At 47.0% G+C, this 21405-nt stretch carries 17 protein-coding genes and 3 tRNA genes; 6 read left to right on the top strand and 14 right to left on the bottom strand.

The features are described from left to right. The first annotated feature begins 74 nt into the window (after positions 1-74). The gene (gene fabV, locus B5P39_RS05480; RefSeq protein WP_011717544.1) at positions 75-1277 is read left to right on the top strand and encodes an enoyl-ACP reductase FabV; all 1203 of its coding nucleotides are present in this window, start codon (positions 75-77) and stop codon (positions 1275-1277) included. A 116-nt stretch (positions 1278-1393) separates the two neighbouring features. Further along, a complete protein-coding gene (locus tag B5P39_RS05475; RefSeq protein WP_011717545.1) occupies positions 1394-1606 on the top strand; it encodes a TOBE domain-containing protein in 213 nt (70 codons plus the stop codon). A gap of 149 nt (positions 1607-1755) precedes the next feature. On the opposite strand, the gene ppiD is transcribed toward B5P39_RS05475, so the two are convergent. From ppiD to B5P39_RS05430, 9 genes are all read right to left on the bottom strand, one after another. Beyond that, entirely contained in the window at positions 1756-3621 is a 1866-nt protein-coding gene (gene ppiD / locus B5P39_RS05470; protein WP_088210742.1) for a peptidylprolyl isomerase, read from the bottom strand. A gap of 226 nt (positions 3622-3847) precedes the next feature. After that, positions 3848-4120, bottom strand: coding sequence for a nucleoid-associated protein HU-beta (hupB, locus tag B5P39_RS05465; protein WP_011717547.1), 273 nt, complete (start codon positions 4118-4120; stop codon positions 3848-3850). Between the two features lie 259 nt (positions 4121-4379). Next, positions 4380-6737, bottom strand: coding sequence for an endopeptidase La (gene lon / locus B5P39_RS05460; RefSeq protein WP_088210741.1), 2358 nt, complete (start codon positions 6735-6737; stop codon positions 4380-4382). Between the two features lie 132 nt (positions 6738-6869). After that, on the bottom strand, positions 6870-8150 hold the full coding sequence (clpX, locus tag B5P39_RS05455) for an ATP-dependent protease ATP-binding subunit ClpX (protein WP_011717549.1): 1281 nt from the start codon (positions 8148-8150) through the stop codon (positions 6870-6872). Between the two features lie 99 nt (positions 8151-8249). Continuing rightward, positions 8250-8858 carry an ATP-dependent Clp endopeptidase proteolytic subunit ClpP gene (gene clpP, locus B5P39_RS05450; protein ID WP_011717550.1) on the bottom strand — a complete coding sequence of 203 codons (609 nt, stop codon included), beginning with the start codon at positions 8856-8858 and terminating at the stop codon, positions 8250-8252. Positions 8859-8947: 89 nt separating this feature from the next. Continuing rightward, the gene (gene tig, locus B5P39_RS05445) at positions 8948-10252 is read right to left on the bottom strand and encodes a trigger factor (RefSeq protein WP_086902561.1); all 1305 of its coding nucleotides are present in this window, start codon (positions 10250-10252) and stop codon (positions 8948-8950) included. Positions 10253-10515: 263 nt separating this feature from the next. Further along, positions 10516-10591, bottom strand: a tRNA-His gene (locus tag B5P39_RS05440). 9 nt (positions 10592-10600) lie between these two features. Beyond that, positions 10601-10677: transfer RNA gene (locus B5P39_RS05435), tRNA-Arg, on the bottom strand. A gap of 109 nt (positions 10678-10786) precedes the next feature. Then, positions 10787-10863 (bottom strand) — tRNA-Pro (locus tag B5P39_RS05430). A 261-nt stretch (positions 10864-11124) separates the two neighbouring features. Between B5P39_RS05430 and folD the strand changes: the two genes are divergently transcribed. Then, positions 11125-11979 carry a bifunctional methylenetetrahydrofolate dehydrogenase/methenyltetrahydrofolate cyclohydrolase FolD gene (gene folD / locus B5P39_RS05425; protein WP_011623249.1) on the top strand — a complete coding sequence of 285 codons (855 nt, stop codon included), beginning with the start codon at positions 11125-11127 and terminating at the stop codon, positions 11977-11979. Positions 11980-12201: 222 nt separating this feature from the next. Here folD and cysS read toward each other — a convergent pair whose 3' ends face one another. Then, positions 12202-13581, bottom strand: coding sequence for a cysteine--tRNA ligase (gene cysS, locus B5P39_RS05420; protein WP_041412675.1), 1380 nt, complete (start codon positions 13579-13581; stop codon positions 12202-12204). Positions 13582-13721: 140 nt separating this feature from the next. Here cysS and B5P39_RS05415 point away from each other — a divergent pair, with 140 nt between their 5' ends. Both B5P39_RS05415 and B5P39_RS05410 read left to right on the top strand, forming a co-directional pair. Continuing rightward, positions 13722-14213 carry a peptidylprolyl isomerase gene (locus B5P39_RS05415; protein ID WP_011623251.1) on the top strand — a complete coding sequence of 164 codons (492 nt, stop codon included), beginning with the start codon at positions 13722-13724 and terminating at the stop codon, positions 14211-14213. 9 nt (positions 14214-14222) lie between these two features. Further along, the gene (locus B5P39_RS05410) at positions 14223-14942 is read left to right on the top strand and encodes a UDP-2,3-diacylglucosamine diphosphatase (protein WP_088210740.1); all 720 of its coding nucleotides are present in this window, start codon (positions 14223-14225) and stop codon (positions 14940-14942) included. 85 nt (positions 14943-15027) lie between these two features. Here B5P39_RS05410 and miaE read toward each other — a convergent pair whose 3' ends face one another. Further along, on the bottom strand, positions 15028-15798 hold the full coding sequence (miaE, locus tag B5P39_RS05405; protein ID WP_088210739.1) for a tRNA isopentenyl-2-thiomethyl-A-37 hydroxylase MiaE: 771 nt from the start codon (positions 15796-15798) through the stop codon (positions 15028-15030). Between the two features lie 279 nt (positions 15799-16077). Here miaE and B5P39_RS05400 point away from each other — a divergent pair, with 279 nt between their 5' ends. Further along, positions 16078-16674 (top strand): Yip1 family protein, encoded by a 597-nt coding sequence (locus B5P39_RS05400; protein WP_088210738.1) that lies wholly within the window; start codon positions 16078-16080, stop codon positions 16672-16674. 210 nt (positions 16675-16884) lie between these two features. Here B5P39_RS05400 and glnS read toward each other — a convergent pair whose 3' ends face one another. The 3 genes from glnS to B5P39_RS05385 form a co-directional block, all read right to left on the bottom strand. Next, positions 16885-18555 (bottom strand): glutamine--tRNA ligase, encoded by a 1671-nt coding sequence (gene glnS / locus B5P39_RS05395; RefSeq protein ID WP_088210737.1) that lies wholly within the window; start codon positions 18553-18555, stop codon positions 16885-16887. Between the two features lie 183 nt (positions 18556-18738). Continuing rightward, positions 18739-21033, bottom strand: a complete 2295-nt coding sequence (gene feoB / locus B5P39_RS05390) for a Fe(2+) transporter permease subunit FeoB (protein WP_088210736.1) — start codon at positions 21031-21033, stop codon at positions 18739-18741. Next, positions 21026-21265, bottom strand: coding sequence for a FeoA family protein (locus tag B5P39_RS05385; RefSeq protein ID WP_011623257.1), 240 nt, complete (start codon positions 21263-21265; stop codon positions 21026-21028). Before B5P39_RS05385 ends, feoB begins: the two co-directional genes overlap by 8 nt. Between the last annotated feature and the right edge of the window lie 140 nt (positions 21266-21405).

Below are 21405 nucleotides of genomic sequence, written 5' to 3'. Positions count from 1 at the left end.
TTAGCTAAAAATAGATGCCATTTAGCCGCCGAAGTATTTATCCTATTGGTCATTTTGATAGAAGAAGCTTAAACATGATTATCAAACCCAAAATTCGTGGATTCATTTGTACCACAACTCATCCCGTTGGTTGTGAAGCTAACGTTCAAGAACAAATTGCTTTAACCAAAGCCAAAGGCAAAATCGCCAACGGTCCAAAGAAAGTACTTGTTGTTGGTTCATCAAGTGGCTATGGCCTGTCTTCACGCATTGCCGCCGCCTTCGGTAGCGATGCTGCAACCATTGGTGTGTTCTTCGAAAAGCCTGGTACTGAAGCAAAACCTGGTACCGCGGGCTGGTACAACTCTGCCGCTTTCGACAAGTTTGCCAAAGCTGAAGGTTTGTACTCTAAGAGCATCAACTGCGATGCTTTCAGCCATGAAGCTAAGCAAAAAGTTATCGAGCTTATCAAGCAAGATTTAGGTCAAGTGGACATGGTGGTCTATTCATTAGCATCACCCGTGCGCAAACTGCCTGACTCAGGTGAGCTAGTGCGTTCTGCACTCAAGCCAATCGGTGAAGTGTATACAGCGACCGCCGTTGATACCAACAAAGACTGCATTATCGAAGCCACCGTTGAGCCTGCGACTGAGCAAGAAATTGCCGATACTGTCACTGTGATGGGCGGTCAAGATTGGGAACTGTGGATTAACGCACTCGCCGAGGCTGGCGTATTAAGCGATAACTGCAAAACCGTTGCCTACAGCTATATCGGCACTGAGCTAACTTGGCCAATCTACTGGCACGGCGCATTAGGTCAAGCCAAGATGGACTTAGACCGCGCGGCTAAAGCCTTAAATGATAAACTCGCGGCCAAAGGCGGTAGCGCTAACGTTGCCGTGCTCAAAAGCGTTGTCACTCAAGCCAGCTCTGCTATCCCAGTAATGCCACTGTATATCGCGATGGTATTTAAGAAGATGCGCCAAGAAGGCCTGCACGAAGGCTGTATGGAACAAATCTACCGCATGTTCAGCGAGCGCCTGTTCCGTGCCGATGGTGCAAAACCAGAGACCGACAGCGACAACCGTCTGCGTTTAGACGATTGGGAACTGCGAGAAGATATCCAGCAGCATTGCCGTGATCTGTGGCCACAAGTGACCACTGAAAATCTGTCAGAACTGACCGATTATCAAGAATATAAAGCCGAGTTTATTAAACTGTTCGGCTTTGGTATCGAAGGCATCGACTACGATGCTGATGTGAATCCATACGTTGAGTTCGATGTGATCGAGCTGTAATCGGCGATGACACCTTACCTTTAAACGCCACCCTCGGGTGGCGTTTTTATTTGCTGCAAACCCACGGCAATAGGCTAAACTAGCATGACCATTCAAACACTAACTAAGGACAAAGAATGAAGATCAGTGCACGTAATACCCTGAGTGGCACTATTACCGCGATTGAAATTGGCTCTGTAAACAACGAAATCACTATCGAACTGGCACCTGGCGTAGTGTTAACCTCTGTCGTGACTAAAGCCTCCTGTGAGCGTTTAAACTTGAAGGTGGGTGATTCGGCTTACGCACTCATTAAAGCTAGCAGCGTGATGATTGGCGTGGATGATTAAGCGGCTAGTATAGCGCCCAGATCGTTTGATAACACGGTTTCAAGATAAACAAAAAGGCCAAGTAAACACTTGGCCTTTTCTATTTGCTTCGCGAAAGCTTTTATTGCTTCGCAAATATAAGGGATAAGCTCAGTTATCCCTTATCATCATTAACCTTCTACAGGGTAATGAACTTTCGCATTCGCTTTGAGTGACTCAATCAGACCGCGGTAATCCGCTTCGCTGTATTGTGCATTTAAGCGTTGTTTCAGCGCATTGACTAACTCATCGCTAACCGACTCTGCCGCGTTCACTTTATCCAGCGCAATCACAGCATAGCCATTGGCTAAACCAACAGTGTCAACCACAGGTGCAGCACTCGGTGTTGGCATTTGGAAGGCTTTGCCTACAATCGCTGCGTCTACGTCTTGTGCGCCACGGCCTAGTTTAGTCTTAGCCGTTAAACTCACATCAGTCGCGCCCGCTTTAACTTGGGTCATCAGCTCTTGAGCTTTAGCACGTGCTGCTTCGTTCGCTTGATCTTGCTTCAAACGCTCAGCGATGTCAGCCTTCACTTCGGCTAATGGCATAGTGCCCGCATCGTGATGTTCCTTCATACGGATAACCACAACATGGTTTGGCTCAAGCTCGATGACTTCACTGTTTAAGCCTTGGCGTAACACAGTGTCAGAGAATGCCGCTTTAACCACATCAGGCTTGTTCAATGCCGCTGGCACATCATCACGTGAGAACATTGGCGTAGTCTTAATCTCAACGCCCACCACTTTTGCGGTTTCAGCTAAGGTATCAGGCACCTCGTAGCTGGTATCAGCTAGTTTGCTTTGTAAGCTATAGAATTGATCGACCGCTTTCTTCTCTTGTAGCTGAGCCACAATCTTCGCTTTCACATCCGCAAATGGCACGGTAGTACCAGGCTGAACGTCTAACAGTTTGATGATGTGGAAACCAAAATCCGTTTTCACTACCGCTGAATGCTGACCTTTTTGCAGTGCAAACAGTGCAGTATCAAAGCTTGGGTCCATGACACCGGGTTCAAACCAGTCTAATTTACCGCCCTGCTCCGCACTTAAGGTATCTTCAGAATTGGCTTTAGCTAACTCAGCAAAATCAGCACCGTTATCTAACTGTTTAGCTAAATCTTCAGCCTTGGCTTTTGCCGCCGCTTCATCGCTGCCTGGGCCAATCAGAATGTGCGCCGCTAAACGTTTCTCGTTAGACACATATTGCGTCTTATGTTCATCGTAGTAAGCCTGAGCTTCTTCATCGGTCACTTTGCTGTCTTTAGCAAAATCAGCCGCGTTTAACTCAACATACTCTAAGCTCACCTTCTCAGGGCTCATAAACTGGCCTTGATTAGTGTCGTAGTAGTTTTTAACTTGCTCGTCTGTCACAGAGGCATTAGCAAGGAATGGCGCAGAATCGACTACTAAGTAGCGAATGTCGCGAGTTTGACCTTGCAGCTCAGCTAATTGCTTAGCTTCACCGGGTAATACGAATTCAGTGCCCACTAACGCTGCAGTTAACTGACGACGGGTCATATCGACACGCATCATGCTTCTGAAAGTTTGTGGCTGGTAGCCTAACTGACGCAAAATCGCTTGATAACGGTCGTTATCGAATTTGCCATCGGTTTGGAAAGCGGGTTCTGATTTAATCGCCGTGATAATTTGCTCGTCAGACACACGCAGCCCCATCGCGGCGGCAGCTTGGTCAATCAATTTATCGGCCACTAAACGTTCGAGTACGCTCTGCTTGATGTTTTCTAGGTATCTTTCGTCGGCAGATAACGCAGCAAACATTTCGCCCAGTTGTTGCTCCATACGAGCGCGTTCGCTCTGATAGGCCTGCTCTAACTCGGCTTTAGTGATTTTGTCACCGTTGACTTCTGCGGCAGGGACGTCCGATTTTGAGCCTAAATAGCTACTCACGCCTGCAAATGCAAAAGATAAAATCACAAGTACGAGAATGCCTTTAGCAATCACGCCTTGCGAACCGTCGCGGATCTTTTCTAACATCAGATTTCTCGCTCGTTGCGATTAACAAAATAAAAAGGCGCATCAACTTGAGATGCGCCTTTCTGTAATTTATGGGGATTATTCAGACGCTACCACTGGTAAGTGCTAAAACCCCGAGTAATGGTAGAAATTGTGCTTCAAAATCCATTACTTTCAATTCGTAAAAAGCACTGTTTAAACAGTGCTTATCATTACGAACGCCTTACAAAGGCTACGATATCAAAAATTAATTGACAGCGTCTTTCAGAGCTTTACCAGCTTTGAATGCTGGAATTTTTGCTGCTGCGATTTTGATTTCTTGACCCGTTTGTGGGTTGCGACCAGTACGCTCAGCACGTTCACGCACTTCAAAAGTACCAAAACCAACAAGAGAAATTTTATCGCCTTCTTTCAGACCTTCAGTCACAGCAGCGATAAAAGAATCCAGTGCACGGCCAGCAGCGGCTTTAGAAATGTCAGCACCAGAAGCGATTTTCTCGATTAGTTCAGATTTGTTCATGTCATCCCCTTGAATGTAATTTTTTTGCGCCGCAACCAAATCCGTCTCTAGAGCGGTCTGCGGAGGCTTTTATAACAAGCTTGAATTCAAAGTTCAAGCTGAGTTCGAAAACCAAAGAAATAAAACTGGATACAGCTCAAAGCCAGTTGCGCCAAGGGCTTGGAGCAACCGACTCTCCACAGACCTAGGCTACCACAGGTCTGCGCTTTGTTAAGCCCCTTTTTTCATTTTTTTTAGCGTGATAGCGCATTTTCTTGCGTTATGCCAAGTTTTTAACCACTTCGAAGCCTTCAACCGGTCTTTCTAGCGCCAGTTTTAACACTTCGTCGACCCAACGCACGGGACGAATTTCCAAATCGGCAATCACATTGGCAGGAATTTCTTCCAGATCACGCTCGTTTTCTTTTGGAATAAGTACCAATTTAATGCCACCACGGTGTGCCGCGAGCAGTTTTTCTTTTAAACCGCCGATAGGTAACACTTCTCCGCGTAAGGTAATTTCACCCGTCATCGCCACATCGGCACGCACAGGGTTACCCGTTAAGCTAGACACTAATGCAGTACACATTGCCGCGCCCGCAGATGGACCATCTTTTGGCGTCGCCCCTTCTGGCACGTGAACATGGATATCCCGCTTCTCATAAAAGTCGCCGTTGATACCTAATTGTTCAGCACGGGCACGCACGACGGTCATCGCCGCTTGAATCGACTCTTGCATCACATCGCCAAGTGAACCTGTGTAGGTCAACTTGCCTTTGCCTGGCACTGAGGTCGCTTCAATGGTGAGCAGATCGCCACCCACTTCGGTCCACGCCAAACCTGTGACTTGACCGATTTGGTTGTTCGACTCCGCCTTACCGTAGTCAAAACGCTGCACACCGAGGAAAGACTTGAGATTGTCCGCGGTCACTGTGACTGACTTGATGGATTTATCCAGCAGGATCATTTTCACGACCTTGCGGCAAATCTTCGACAATTCACGCTCTAGTGCACGCACACCAGCTTCACGGGTGTAGTAGCGGATGATACCGACTATTGCACTGTCTTCGATATGAATTTCGTTCGCTTTAAGGCCGTTACGCTCGATTTGCTTGGTCAGTAAATGCTGCTTAGCGATATTGAGCTTCTCATCTTCGGTGTAACCCGACAGGCGAATGACTTCCATACGGTCCAGCAATGGACCAGGAATATTCATCGAGTTCGAGGTCGCCACGAACATCACATCGGATAAGTCGTAATCGACTTCGAGGTAATGGTCGTTAAAGGTCGCGTTTTGTTCAGGATCAAGCACCTCTAACAGTGCTGACGCTGGGTCACCGCGCATATCCGAGCTCATTTTGTCGATTTCATCGAGCAAGAATAAGGGGTTTTTCACGCCCACTTTCGCCATCTTTTGAATGACTTTACCCGGCATTGAGCCAATGTAAGTACGGCGATGACCACGGATTTCCGCTTCATCACGCACGCCGCCTAAGGCAACACGCACATACTTACGACCAGTAGCTTTGGCAATCGATTGACCTAATGAGGTTTTACCTACCCCTGGTGGGCCGACTAAGCACAGGATAGGCCCCTTAAGTTGACGCACACGGCTCTGTACTGCCAGGTATTCCAGAATACGGTCTTTGACCTTTTCCAGGCCATAGTGATCGGTATCTAGCACTTCTTGGGCTTTGGCTAAATCACGTTTGATTTTAGAGCGTTGGCTCCAAGGCACTGAGGTCATCCAATCCACGTAGCTGCGAACCACGGTCGCTTCGGCAGACATAGGTGACATCATGCGTAATTTGTTTAGCTCGGCGACGGCCTTCTCTTTGGCATCGCTAGGCATGTTGGCTTCTTCAATCTTACGATTTAAGACTTCAAACTCGTCGTGGCCTTCGTCTAAGTCACCCAATTCTTTTTGGATGGCTTTCATCTGCTCGTTCAGATAATACTCACGCTGGCTCTTTTCCATCTGTTTTTTAACGCGGGTACGGATACGTTTCTCGACCTGTAGCAGGTCAATTTCCGACTCCATCATCGCCATTAAATATTCCAGACGCTCACCGACGTTAGTCATCTCCAGCACGGACTGTTTGTCCTCAAGCTTGAGTGGCATGTGGGCCGCCATGGTATCGGCAAGGCGCGCCGCTTCATCAATGCCAGAAAGCGAGGTTAAGACTTCAGGCGGGATCTTCTTGTTGAGCTTGATATAGCCTTCAAATTGGCCAATCGCGCTGCGAACCAAGACTTCCTCTTCTTTATCTTCTAAAGGCTCAGATTCTAGATACTCCGCCTTAGCCACAAAGAAATCCACTTCTTGGGTATAACGAGTAATACGAGCGCGGCGACCACCTTCGACCAGTACTTTTACCGTACCGTCAGGCAGTTTAAGCAGTTGCAGAATAGACGCCACTGTACCGACTTCAAAGATATCGTCTTTGGTCGGCTCGTCTAACTCAGCGTCACGCTGAGCGACTAAAATAATTTGCTTATCCTGGGCCATTGCCGTTTCGAGACAACGAATCGATTTTTCTCGGCCAACGAACAACGGAATTACCATATGGGGATAGACCACCACATCTCTCAGTGGTAGCACGGGGAGTTCGATATGCGCTTCACGCTCTAAGGTCATAGTTCGATTCCGTTTAGATGAAAGGGATTAGTTAAGGAGTATATTGGGGCGCTTTACAGGGTTTCAATGGGCAAAATAAAAAAAGGAGCCCGATGGACTCCTTGATTTTCAGATTATTAGCAATCAGTACAATTATTGCTCGCCAGAGGCCGCTTGCGCTTCGTTGCGCTCGTAAATCAGGATAGGTGCAGACTCACCATTCACTACAGATTCATCGACAACCGCCTTCACCACGCCCTCAATTGAAGGAATATCGTACATAGTATCGAGTAAGATACCTTCAACGATTGAACGTAGACCACGGGCACCGGTTTTGCGTGACATGGCTTTATGTGCAATCGCTTTGAGCGCATCTTCGCGAAACTCTAGCTCAACCCCTTCCATCTCAAACAGCGCGTTGTACTGTTTTGTCAGCGCGTTTTTAGGCTCAGACAGGATTTGCACTAGTGCTTCTTCGTCCAGCTCGGTCAGCGTCGCAACAACGGGCAGACGGCCGATAAACTCAGGGATCAAGCCGTATTTGACTAAATCTTCGGGTTCGACTTGAGATAAGGTTTGCGAAATCGTTGCCTTATCTTTCTCGCCCTTAACCTGCGCACCAAAACCTATACCTGAACCTACGTGAGCACGCTGTTCAATCACCTTTTCAAGGCCAGCAAATGCACCACCACAGATAAACAGGATCTTAGAGGTATCTACCTGTAAGAACTCTTGCTGTGGATGCTTACGACCACCTTGAGGTGGAACCGCGGCAACTGTACCTTCGATAAGTTTCAGCAGTGCTTGCTGCACGCCTTCACCCGATACGTCACGGGTAATCGATGGGTTATCCGATTTACGGCTGATTTTGTCGATTTCGTCGATATAGACGATACCGCGCTGTGCCTTTTCAACATCGTAATCGCACTTTTGCAGCAGCTTTTGAATGATGTTTTCAACGTCTTCCCCCACATAACCCGCTTCGGTTAAGGTGGTGGCGTCCGCCATAGTAAATGGGACATTCAATGAGCGCGCAAGCGTTTCGGCCAGCAGAGTCTTACCACTGCCCGTTGGACCAATCAGCAGAATGTTACTCTTGCCTAATTCCACGCCATCTTTAGGAGAAGAATTTCTCAGGCGTTTATAGTGATTGTACACAGCCACAGACAGCACTTTCTTGGCTCTGTCCTGACCAATCACATAATCGTCTAAATGCGCACGCAACTCATGTGGCGTTGGCAATTTATCATTATCACGCTTAGGGGAGATTTCTTTAATCTCTTCACGAATGATGTCGTTGCATAATTCAACACATTCGTCGCATACGTATACTGATGGGCCTGCAATCAGTTTTCTGACTTCATGCTGGCTCTTACCGCAAAAAGAGCAGTACAGCAATTTACCGCTGTCACCATTATTTTTGTTGTCGCCCATTAATTACCTCATTTGCAGTCTGCTCTACTGCTTGTCTTAAACTTGCTAACCCTTTACTGGGCTTTGCTTAATAGAGCATAGCCCAGTCAAAAGTAAAAATCAGCCGCGTTTAGTCATCACTGCGTCAACTAAACCATATTCAACCGCTTGAGTCGCACTCATGAAGTTGTCGCGGTCGGTATCACGTTCAATCACTTCGAGTGGCTGGCCAGTGTGCTCTGACAACATCAGGTTCAGTTTATGCTTGATGCCTAAGATCTCTTGGGCATGAATAGCAATATCAGAAGCCTGACCTTGGAATCCACCCAGTGGTTGGTGGATCATCACGCGTGAGTTAGGTAAGCAGAAACGCTTGCCCTTTTCGCCGCCCGCTAATAAAAACGCGCCCATGCTGGCCGCTTGACCAATACACACAGTACTGACGTTCGGCTTAATAAATTGCATGGTATCGTAAATCGCCATGCCCGCAGTGACTGAACCACCGGGTGAGTTGATATATAAGAAGATATCTTTATCTGGGCTTTCTGACTCGAGGAATAGCAACTGCGCCACAATCAGATTCGCCATATGCTCTTCAACTTGACCCACTAAGAAGATAATCCGCTCTTTTAACAGACGAGAATAAATATCGAATGAGCGTTCACCCTTAGCCGTCTGTTCGATCACCATAGGCACTAAAGCACTTTGTATGTCTGACGCATTATGCATTATTCGTTTCCCTAAATAAAAATGGCTCGCATGAGGAGCCTCATACGAGCCATTATAAATGGCGAACTGCCAATCAAGTCAAGCTTAGGTTATGCGCGACCTGTAGCCTTGTTCATAAATTCTTCAAAAGCGACTTCTTTTTCGGTCACTTTGGCAGATTTAAGCAGTGCTTCAACAGCTTGCTCTTCAAGCGCAACGTTGCGCATGTTTTGCATCAGCTCTTTGTTGCTGTTGTAATACGCAACAACTTCACTTGGATCTTCGTATGCAGAAGCCATAGAAGCGATTAACGCTTGTACACGCTCATCTTCCGCTTTCAGCTCGTTAGTCTTGATAACTTCGCCTAATAACAGACCGATTTTCACGCGACGAGCCGCTTGCTCAGTGAATAATTCAGCTGGCAGTTCTGGCATGTTAGCCGTTTGACCGCCGAAACGTTGCATCGCTTGTTGACGCAGTACGTTAACTTCGCCATCGATCAGTGCTTTTGGCAGTTCGATGTCGTTGTTAGCTAATAAACCAGTGATCACTTGCTCTTTCACGTTTGCTTTTAACGCTTGCTCAAGTTCACGGTTCATGTTTTTACGGATTTCAGTTTTCAGCGCTTCTAAGCCGCCTTCGCTGATACCGAATAATGCAGCAAACTCATCGTTTACTTCTGGTAAGTTAGCCGCTAACACTTCAGTTAGAGTGATAGCAAACTTAGCTGCTTTACCTTTTAAGTTTTCAGCGTGATATTCTTCTGGGAAAGTCACGTCGATAACGAATTCTTCACCCGCTTTGTGACCTAAGATACCCGCTTCGAAACCAGGGATCATACGGCCGCTGCCTAATTGCAGTTCGAAATCATCAGCTTTACCGCCTTCGAATTCAACACCGTCAACTGAACCAACAAAGTTCATTTTCACTTTGTCGCCGTCAGCCGCTTCACGCTCAACAGCGGCGAAAGTCGCGTGTTGCTTACGTAAAGTTTCGATCATGCTGTCTACGTCAGCATCGGTTACAGACGCTTTTGGTTGTTCTACTTCGATTGCATCTAAACCTTTCAGCTCAACTTCTGGGTAGATTTCGAAAGTCGCTACGAATTCGAATTTTTCACCGTCAGTCGCACCAGGTACGAAAGTGGGTGCGCCAGCTGGGTTTAATTTCTCAGCGATGATCGCTTCGATAAAGTTACGTTGCATCACTTCACCAGTGATGTCTTGACGAATAGCGGCGCCATAACGTTTGTTGATTACAGTAACAGGCACTTTGCCAGGACGGAAACCTGGGATACGAGCACGCTTAGCTTCACGTTGTAAACTGTCTTTAACCAGTTTTTCAATTTGTTCAGCAGGAACAGAAATGGTCAGGCGACGCTCTAGGCCTTGGGTTGCTTCAACAGAAACTTGCATTGTTTTACCTCGAAATTTGTCTAACGTCCTTTGTAATAGTCGAGTGATCAACTATTCAGGTATTCGTTTCTTGATCATTAAATTTGACTACAATGCCCACCACTATTGGCTTTCGGCACAGGTCGCTGTTAGTTGATATCTATCAAGACGCGACATTATAGCCACCGTTTTGTGCAGAGTCGAGCCTCTACGGCCGAATCTAGGGTATAAAAAAAAGCGACCAGAGGTCGCTTTTTTTATTTTGTACTCAAAGTACTTAAAATTGGGGTGACTGATGGGGCTCGAACCCACGACAACCGGAATCACAATCCGGGACTCTACCAACTGAGCTACAATCACCACTGAAACTGGCACGCCCGGCAGGATTCGAACCTGCGACCATCCGCTTAGAAGGCGGATGCTCTATCCAACTGAGCTACGGGCGCATGGTTTACAGACTCTGCTGTATCCTAACCTACGTGGGATAACTAATTTAGGTTATCCGCTATTACCCACTCAAATTAACTGAATAATCATGAGCCAATAATATTAAAGTGGTCGGTGATAGAGGATTCGAACCTCTGACCCTCTGGTCCCAAACCAGATGCGCTACCGGACTGCGCTAATCACCGAGAATCATTGTTTTCAGAGCAAATGAGCACATCTGCTTGAGAACGGAGCGCATCTTAGCCCCTCACTTTGCACCCGTCAACGATTTTTTTAAGCATTCAAACTAGATGCTGAATTATCAGGCGAATACGCCTGTTTTTATCCATTTCGCCGCGGCTTTCACCATGACACACCCGCAACGCCCTGTTAAAATAGCCGCGATTGCCACTCTCTGTGTTAACGACAGTTTTCACCATCGCCCATATAAAGGATATCCTACACCCATGACAGCCCAAATAATCGACGGCAAGGCGATTGCTCAATCCATCCGCACACAACTTCGCGAAAAAGTAACCGCCCGCAAAGAGGCAGGACAACGCGTACCAGGTTTAGCCGTCATTCTCGTGGGAGCCGACCCCGCTTCTCAGGTTTATGTTGGTAGTAAACGTAAAGCCTGTGAAGAAGTGGGATTTATTTCTCGCTCCTACGATCTCGATACCAGTTATACCGAAGAAGCCTTATTAGCCCTTATCGACGAACTCAATGATGATCCGACGATCGACGGTATCTTAGTGCAGCTTCCTCTGCCTGCGCATATTGAAGACTCTAAAGTGATCGAGCGCATTCGTCCCGATAAAGATGTCGACGGTTTCCACCCCTATAACGTTGGCCGTTTAGCCCAGCGCATTCCCGTATTACGTTCATGCACCCCAATGGGGATCATGACCTTAATCAAATCAACGGGTGTAGATACCTATGGATTAGATGCCGTTGTAGTAGGCGCCTCAAACATTGTCGGTCGACCAATGACACTGGAGCTATTGCTTGCGGGCTGCACCACAACCACATGCCATCGTTTTACAAAAAATCTCGAACAAAAAATCCGTCAGGCAGATTTAGTGGTCGTTGCCGTGGGTAAACCCGGCTTTATCCCTGGTGAATGGATTAAACCCGGCGCTATTGTTATCGATGTGGGCATCAACCGCTTAGAAAACGGCACCTTAGTGGGCGATGTGCAATACGATGTTGCTGCGCAAAATGCCAGCTTTATCACCCCAGTCCCAGGTGGTGTCGGCCCAATGACGATTGCCAGCTTACTTGAGAATACCCTGTATGCGGCCGAGCAATATCACGACTAATGTGCTTCGCCATCGCGTAGATAATGGCTTAAGTTATAACGTAAGTTATGGCGTAAATCGCAGCATTTAAACCTGCTATTTAGCCATCTAAGCTCCAGTAGTCTGTAACGCAATAACGTGAGCTTAATCAAACGCGTGAGGCCATAAAAAACCTGCCATTGGCAGGTTTTTTATTATCGATGCAAATCTAACTTAGGCGATGGGATTATTTCTTACGCCAACTTATTTCTTACGCCAAGTAGTACCGCTTGGACCATCTTCTAAGACTACACCAAGCTCATTTAAACGATTACGCGCAACATCAGCCGCAGGCCAATCTTTCTCGGCGCGGGCACGATTACGCTCAACGATAAGCGCTTCAATCTCTGCCACTTCATCATCGCTACCTTCGCCTTTAAAGAAGGCATCGGGCGCTTGGTGCAATAAGCCCAATACATCGGCCAGTTGCTTCATGGCAACGGCCATAGCTGACGCCTGCGCCATATCGGTGGTTTTCAAACGGTTGATCTCACGTACCATATCAAACAGCACTGAGTAGGCTTCTGGCGTATTAAAGTCATCGTCCATGGCCGCTTTAAATTTAGCGACAAACTCTTCGGCAGGTGCAGCAGTAACAGTCAGGTCAACATCTTTAATCGCAGTGTATAAACGCTCTAAGGCGGCACGCGCCTGCTTGAGGTTTTCTTCTGAGTAGTTGATTTGGCTACGATAGTGACCCGATAGCAGGAAGTAACGCACGGTTTCTGCGTCGTAATGGCCTAATACATCACGGATGGTGAAGAAGTTACCTAAAGACTTTGACATCTTCTCGCGATCAACCATCACCATGCCAGTGTGCATCCAGTAATTCACGTATGGCGTATCATGGGCGCAGCAAGACTGAGCAATTTCGTTCTCATGGTGCGGGAATTGTAAATCTGAACCGCCACCGTGAATATCGAAATGCAGACCTAAGTGCTTGCTGTTCATTGCCGAACATTCGATATGCCAGCCTGGACGACCCGGTCCCCATGGCGATTCCCATGTTGGCTCGCCCGGTTTAGACATTTTCCACAGCACGAAATCCATTGGATTTTGCTTGTTATCGTCAACCTCAACCCGTGCACCCGCCTGTAATTGCTCCAGGTTCTGACCTGATAGGCGGCCATACTCAGGGAAAGAAGCCACACTGAACAGCACATCGCCATCGGCAGCCACATAGGCATGCCCGCGAGCGAGTAAACGCTCAACCATATCGATAATTTCGGCAATGTGCAGAGTGGCACGTGGCTCGAAATCGGGACGGATCATATTCAGCGCATCGAAATCCTTGTGCATTTCACCAATCAAGCGATCGGTTAATGTATTGCAATCTTCCTGATTTTCGTTGGCGCGTTTGATGATTTTGTCATCAATGTCAGTGATATTACGTTGAAAATTCACTTCATAACCCGCGTAACGCAGGTAGCGAACGATCATATCGAAGGAAACAAAAGTACGCCCATGGCCAATATGACACAGATCGTATACGGTCACTCCGCATACATACATCCCAACTTTTCCGGGAGTAATTGGCTTAAATTCCTGTTTTTGGCGGGTAATACTGTTGTAAATCTTCAACATCGGCATTCTCTTCAATGATAGATTCGAGTGTAAAATCAAGGGGTCAGTCTACCACGCTGGCGAGGGTTTTGAATACTGCACTTTGCGTGCAATCCGAGATAAGTTAGAATCGCGCCACTATTTACTGAGAGTATGAAAACATGATCACATTACACACTAATTTTGGCGACATTAAACTGCAACTGAACGCCGAAAAAGCACCGCTGACCGTGGCAAACTTTATGAAATATGTTGACGAAGGTTTCTTCGACGGCACCATTTTCCACCGTGTAATTGACGGCTTTATGATCCAAGGCGGTGGCTTTACCGCTGAAATGAGCCAAAAACGTTGCCATGAGCCAGTGAAAAACGAAGCCAACAATGGTTTATCAAACCGTACTGGTACTATCGCGATGGCGCGTACTTCAGATCCACACTCAGCGACGGCTCAATTCTTCATCAACGTCAACGATAACACCTTCCTCGATTTCAAATCTGAAAGCATGCAAGGCTGGGGTTACTGCGTATTTGGTGAAGTGGTTGAAGGCATGGACATCGTTGAAAAAATCAAAGCTGTCAGCACTGGTAACCGTGGCATGCACCAAGATGTGCCATTAGAAGCGGTTGTGATTGAAAAAGTCAGTGCGGCCTAATTCCCTAGGATGCGGACCTTATTTATTGGCGATCTGCACTTAAGTGCCGATCGCCTCGATATCACCCAAGCCTTTAATCGTTTCCTCGATACAGAACTTGATGATGCCGATGCCCTCTACATTCTGGGGGATTTATTTGAGGTATGGGTCGGCGACGATTTAGCCGCGCCTTTTGCCCTCGAATTAGCGCGCAAGCTCAAGCAAGTCTCCCAAAGATTGCCCATCTACTTTATTCACGGTAATCGTGACTTTATGTTAGGCAAACAATTTGCCGATGCTGCGGGTATGCAAATATTGCCCGAAGTCACTTGCTTAGATCTCTATGGTGTTAATACGGTTATCTTACACGGCGATAGCCTGTGTACCTTAGATAAAGCCTACCAACGCTTTCGCAAATTACGCAGTTTTGCCTTTGCCCGTTGGCTGTATAGCTGTTTGCCGAAGAAAAAACGTCAAGCCATTGCCAATAAGATCCGCAGCAATAGTCAGAGCAGCAATCAACAAAAAAGCTATGTCATCATGGATGTGGAACCGAGTGCGGTGGATGCGTTATTTGCCCAGACCCACTGCAAGCAGATGATCCACGGTCATACCCACAGACCCGCCATCCACGACTTAACTCATGGCTGTAAACGTATTGTGGTCGGTGATTGGTACGAGCAAGGCAGTGTGTTAGTGGTCAGCACAGATGGCGTGGAGTTAAAAAGCCTGCCCTTCGACGCCAGCTAAGAACCCATAGCGTCTTCACCATTAACGCATCGAAGCGCTTAGGCCTCATACCTGTATATGGTTGAGGCCGCTATGTGTATTTTCACTAGGCAACTAAGGGTTGACCACTGTGGAAATGAAACTCGTCATCGGGCGCCATAATCAATTCGGCTTCCCTCTCGCCAAAATAAGCGACCCGCTCGGTAATATCTTCCGTTGAAACCAGCTGCGCCAGCTTAAGATAATCCTCAAAATGACGCGCCTCAGAGCGCAGCAAGGACACATAAAACTTACTTAACTCTGCATCCAAGTAAGGCGCTAATTTAGCAAAGCGCTCACAGGAGCGCGCCTCAATGTACGCGCCCACAATCAATTTATCCCGCAGAATATCCTTCTCATGGGTGGTCACGTGGCTCATCATGCCCTTGGCGTAACGTCCCGCGCGAATATTGCGATACGAAATGTGCCGTGCGTGCATCAGCTCCAGCACTTGCTCAAAATGATGGAATTCTTCTTTTATCAAACGGATCAGTGGCGGAATAAGATCCTGAGCAAAGGCAAAATGCTGATTCGGCTGTAGATTGGCAACCAGCTCGTTCTTTTTAACGTCGCGAGCCAAAAACAGCTCGATATCGCGATCCTTGTGATAAACAAATTCTTCATAGGGTTTTGCCCACGCCAATAGCGATTGCCCGCTGTCTTTATCTAATGCGTATCGCCTCAATAAGAACATCGCAGTCTGCGCCGCTTTTAGCTCACAATTACAATGGTCAATTAAGAGTTCATCTAACGAGGCAGAGGCTCGAGCCATATCAATCCAAGTTTGCGGCGTCTCACAACGAAGAAACGCATTAACAGGTGCCAATAATTGCAGCATGGGATCACTCAAAATCATTAAAAAAATATCGTCATATTTTACGCGTAATTATCGACAAGCTATAGCTTTACACCGCAGTAAACTTGACGAGATGAACTTTTTGTTCAATAAATAATCTACACCTTAAGAACTGAGATCCTGATCACATAGCATCTCAATTCGGAGTGTACACAGTCGGGCGTTGAGGGATAGGAGAGCGTTTAACCCTGATTGTAGAGCTGTTGTCAGCTCGTCTGACGTTTGGCGAGCCATCATCAATGCTGAACAAGGATAATTATAATGATACTGAATCACTTAATGGGGTTATACACTCATCCAAAACAAGAGTGGCACGCGATTGAGAAGAATCACGAGGCACTCAAAAGTAGTTTAAGTCACGTTATTCTCATCGCACTCATTCCGGCGGTTTGTAGCTTTATCGCCACCGCATATATTGGTTGGAATCCGGGTTCGGGTGATCCGATTTATCTCACGCCACAAAGCGCCATGTTTATGTCTGTGGGAATGTACTTTGGCCTGATTGTGGGTGTCTTTGCCCTCGCCTATTTAGCCTATTGGATGGCAAAAACCTTCGATGCCCAGCCGACTTTCACCCAAGCATTAGAACTCGCGTCCTACACTGCAACACCGCTGTTTATGGTCGGTCTGGCGGCGCTCTACCCGGTACTCTGGTTTATTATGATTGTTGGGTTGATTGGCTTAGCCTACTCGGTTTATCTGCTGTACGCAGGTGTGCCTATCATTATGAATATCCCTGAAGAGAAAGGCTTTATTTACGCTAGCTCTATGGTCACTGCGGGTTTAGTGCTCTTGGTCGGTCTAATGGCCACCAGCGTAATCCTCTGGAGCATTGGCTTTGGTCCTATGTACCAATAAGGTATCAGTAGACGTTTAATCAACAAGCAAGAGATGGCTTAAAAGTAGCGATAACAGCTGATAAAAATTGTGAAATCTAAAAGATGTAAAAAGCAAAGGCCCTTAGGTTTTATATCACTAAGGGCCTTTTTATTCGTTAATGCAGTTTGTTGCTAGCAGCGACAGCAATGAATCATAGAGTGACAACCATTACTCGCGACTAACGACTTGCTATTCAAACGAGTCACGCAGTGCAACTGTTAGGTTAAAGACTAAATGCTCGGCTGACGAGTCTTTATTGTCAGCACAGAAATAACCTTCACGTTCAAACTGGTATGCTTTTTCCGCTGGCGCATTCGCAAGGCTTGCCTCAACTAAACCATTCACCACTTCAAGTGAGTTAGGATTAAGCACTTCATCCACTGTCTCTGCTGCTGCAGGATTTGGATCCGTGAACAAGCGTTGGTATAAACGAAATTCCGCAGGTCTAGCCGTAGTGGCTTCAACCCAATGGATTACGCCTTTTACCTTGCGACCATCGGCAGGGTTTTTACCCAAGGTATCCGCATCGTAGCTACAGTAAACCGTGGTGATATTGCCTTCGGTGTCTTTGTCACAACGCTCAGCCTTAATCACATAAGCGTTACGCAGGCGCACTTCTTTGCCCATTACTAGACGCTTGTACTGCTTATTGGCTTCTTCTCTGAAATCCGCCACATCGATATACAGTTCGCGGCCAAAGGCAAGTTCGCGTGTACCCATGCTTTCATCGCTTGGGTGAGAAGCCGCTTGAATCGTCTCGATTTGACCTTCTGGGTAGTTCTCAATCACGACTTTTAATGGGCGCAGTACGGCCATCGCACGTGGCGCATGCTCATTGAGCTCTTCACGGATACAAGCATCCAGCATTGCCGCTTCAATCATGTTTTCTTGCTTAGTGATACCAATACGTTGGCAAAACTCGCGGATAGACGCTGGGGTATAACCACGACGACGCAGGCCAGCAATTGTTGGCATACGTGGGTCATCCCATCCAGAGACTAACTTACGCGTCACTAAGTCATTTAATTTACGCTTAGACATCAGCGTATATTCAAGATTTAAGCGAGAAAACTCGTACTGACGAGTACGGTTCGGCGCTTGGAAATCATCTAAATTGTCGAGAACCCAATCGTAAAGACGACGATTGTCTTGGAACTCAAGCGTACATAACGAGTGAGTAATGTGCTCCAGCGCATCGGAGATACAGTGGGTAAAGTCGTACATTGGGTAAATGCACCACTTGTCACCTGTTTGATGATGGTGAGCAAAACGAATACGGTAAATCACCGGATCGCGCATACACATGAAAGGCGACGCCATGTCGATTTTGGCACGCAGCGCACACTCACCTTCTTTGAATTCACCCTTACGCATTTTTTCAAATAATTGCAGGTTTTCTTCAACGGAAGTGTCACGGTACGGGCTGTTTTTACCCGGCTCTTTTAAGGTGCCACGGTATTCGCGGGTTTCATCGGCATTGAGGAAACACACATAGGCTAAGCCTTTGTTGATCAACTCAACCGCGTATTGGTGTAATTGGTCGAAATAGTTAGAGGAATAACGAACCTCACCATCCCACTGGAATCCCAACCAACGCACATCCGCCTGAATAGAATTCACATAGTCGATGTCTTCTTTTTCAGGATTGGTATCATCAAAACGTAAATTACAAAGACCTTGGTAATCGCGCGCGATGCCGAAGTTCAAACAGATAGACTTAGCATGACCAATATGCAGATAACCATTTGGCTCGGGAGGAAAACGCGTCTGCACACTGGTGTGCTTACCGCTTTTCAGATCCTCATCAATGATATTACGGATAAAGTTACTCGGACGTACTTCAGTGTCCACATGACTCATGGAATTCCTCTTTGCGAACAATGGCAATTTTAACAAAACCCGCATGATCCTACAGATCTCGGCCAGTTACAATGCCCAGTATAAAAAACTATGGTTTATGGCATGGATAGTAAAACAATAAAAGCAGCCATGAAAGCTGCTTTTATCTTTGTCATTACTAAGCTGACATTTATTACTCAGCGGTTACTCGGTAATGATCCTAACGCCTGGAATGATCTGTTGGGTTCTACGGCCCTTACGTTTGAGCCACAGGTAGAACACCACAAGTGCCACGAGGAAGAAACCAATCCACAGACTCGATTGCAGTGGATGTGCGCCAAAGGTCGCCGCTTGGTAAGCAATGGTTGCACTGCCGTAGGCCAGTGAGAATGTCCAAGTGGCGGCAAAGGTTGCCCAGCGAGTACCGAACTCATTAACTAAGGCGCCCATCGCGGCGACACAGGGTGTATAGAGTAAGATAAACAGCAGATAAGCAAACGCCGCAACCTTAGTGGTAAAGCCTGACTGCAAGGCACTAAAGGTTGATGTTGCGACACCTTGCGCCTCTGCGGCAACATCGGTACTCGAGACATCACCCACAGATAACTTAAGCGGATCTTCTAAATCCAAACCGAATAAGTTAGCAGGAATCGTCGCCAACGCTTCGCTGAAACTATCAGCCAATGGTGTTAATTCGCCATCGTCATGGGCTGCATTGGTATATAAGCTGTTGAGTGTACCGACTACCGCTTCTTTAGCGAAAATACCTGTGATAATACCCACAGTCGCAGGCCAGTTATCTTGCTCAATCCCCATTGGAGCAAAGATAGGAGTCACCTTTTGGCTCGCCACACTTAGGAGTGACGCTTGGCTATCTTCATGACCAAAAGTACCATCAACCCCAATCGCATTGATAAAGTTGAGCAGTGTCACTACTAGTACGATAGTTTTACCCGCACCTAAGATAAAGCTCTTAGTCCGCTTACCGGTACGCACCATCACGGCTTTAAATTTAGGCAGTTCATAGCTTGGCAGCTCCATCACCACCGCACTGCTAGTACCGGGTAGTAAGGTGCTGCGCAGTAATAATCCTGTACCAATCGCCGCAAAAATCCCAATCACATACAGTAAAAACACTAGGTTTTGACCAGAATCAGGGAAGAAGGCCGCCGCAAATAACGCATACACAGGTAGACGCGCACCGCAGGACATAAAGGGCGCCATCATACCTGTCACGATACGCTCACGCTCACTGCCGAGGGTACGAGTTGCCATAATGGCTGGCACCGAACAACCAAAGCCCACAATCATGGGCACGAAGGCTTTACCCGGTAAGCCAATACGGCGCATTAAGCCATCCACCACGAAGGCCGCTCGGGCCATATAGCCTGAACTTTCAAGAATAGATAAGCCGAGGAATAGCGCTGCGATAACCGGAATAAAGGTTGAAACGGTTTGGATACCTTGACCGACACCACCCGCAAGAATCGTCACAAGCCATGCCGGCGCGCCCATGTTGCCAAGGAATGCACCAAAATGGTCTACCAGCAATGCCCCGACAAGCACATCGAAGAAATCGATAAATGCACTGCCAATGTTGATGCTGAACATAAACATCAGATACATGACAAATAAGAACACCGGAATGCCAAGTACGGGATGTAAGACTAATTTATCGAGTTTGTCACTTAAGGTTAGAAAGCCATCAGCTTTCACTGAACCCTGGAATACACGCTCGACAAAGTTAAAACGCGTCGTTGCGACCAGTACTTCGATATCATGCCCTTGCTGCGCAATTTGCTGGGTGCAAGTATTCACTTCATCCTGCAGTTCAGCATTTTTACAACTGCCACAACCAGAACCATTACCTAACATCGCCAAGGCGCGGCCACGGCTTAAGTTGGGGTCTTTACTGCAAAGGAGTTGCACACCCGCTTCAATTTGCTCGTCGTAATCGAGTATTAAAGGTGCTTCTGATACGCGGCCTTGGAGTAAATCCAATACCTGCGCTTGCACTTTGGCCACATCGGCGGGATCGCGAGAACACACGCCAATCACAGGGCAACCTAACTCTTGGCTCATTTTCTTTAAATCGACACGGATCCCACGCTTGATGGCCGCATCGATTTTATTCAATACCACCACCATAGGGATCGACAGTTCGCGAAGCTGTGCTGTCAAATAGAGGTGACGCTCGATATTGGTCGCATCGACTAAGTTAATGATGCCATCGACACGTTGTTCGGCGAGGTATTGCTGAGCAATCTGCTCATCGAGGGAACAATCACAACTGTTACCCGCGGGGAGTAAATCGTAAATGCCGGGTAAGTCGGTTAAGTAAACATCGGCGCCATTAAGGGTAAAATGACCGGTTTTTTTCTCAACGGTCACACCGGACCAGTTACCTACTTGTTGATTCGCGCCAGTAAGCGCGTTAAAGAGTGTTGATTTTCCCGCGTTTGGGTTACCAACAGTGACGCAATGAAACTGCTTAGTCATTCGCCTTTTCCACCTCTATGATGTCTGCCAGATCTCTGCGCATACAAAGCTTACTGCCACGAATATCCAACTCTAAACCAGAGCCCATTGGCGCTCTGCGGATCAACGAAAATCGTGTATTTGGGGTGATACCCATGGATAATAATTTACGCTTCACTGTCTGCGGCAGATCTAATCGCCCGATTTCAGAAATAATGCCACGGTCACCGGGACTGAGTTCGCTTAACTTCATTACCTATTTCACCTTGTAACAGCTTCAGCTTGAAAAACTGCGCCCATTGTATCTGAGCGATGGCTCTAATAACTTTACCTAGATCAAGCTTTATGACTGGTAACGATAATAGTTTTCAATTGTGTTGAGTATTATGTGAC

This window comes from Shewanella sp. Shew256 (genome assembly GCF_002196695.1).
Lineage (GTDB): Bacteria > Pseudomonadota > Gammaproteobacteria > Enterobacterales > Shewanellaceae > Shewanella > Shewanella mangrovisoli.
Note: the sequence above shows the minus strand (reverse complement) of the source record. Positions and strands in the feature narration are given on the sequence as shown.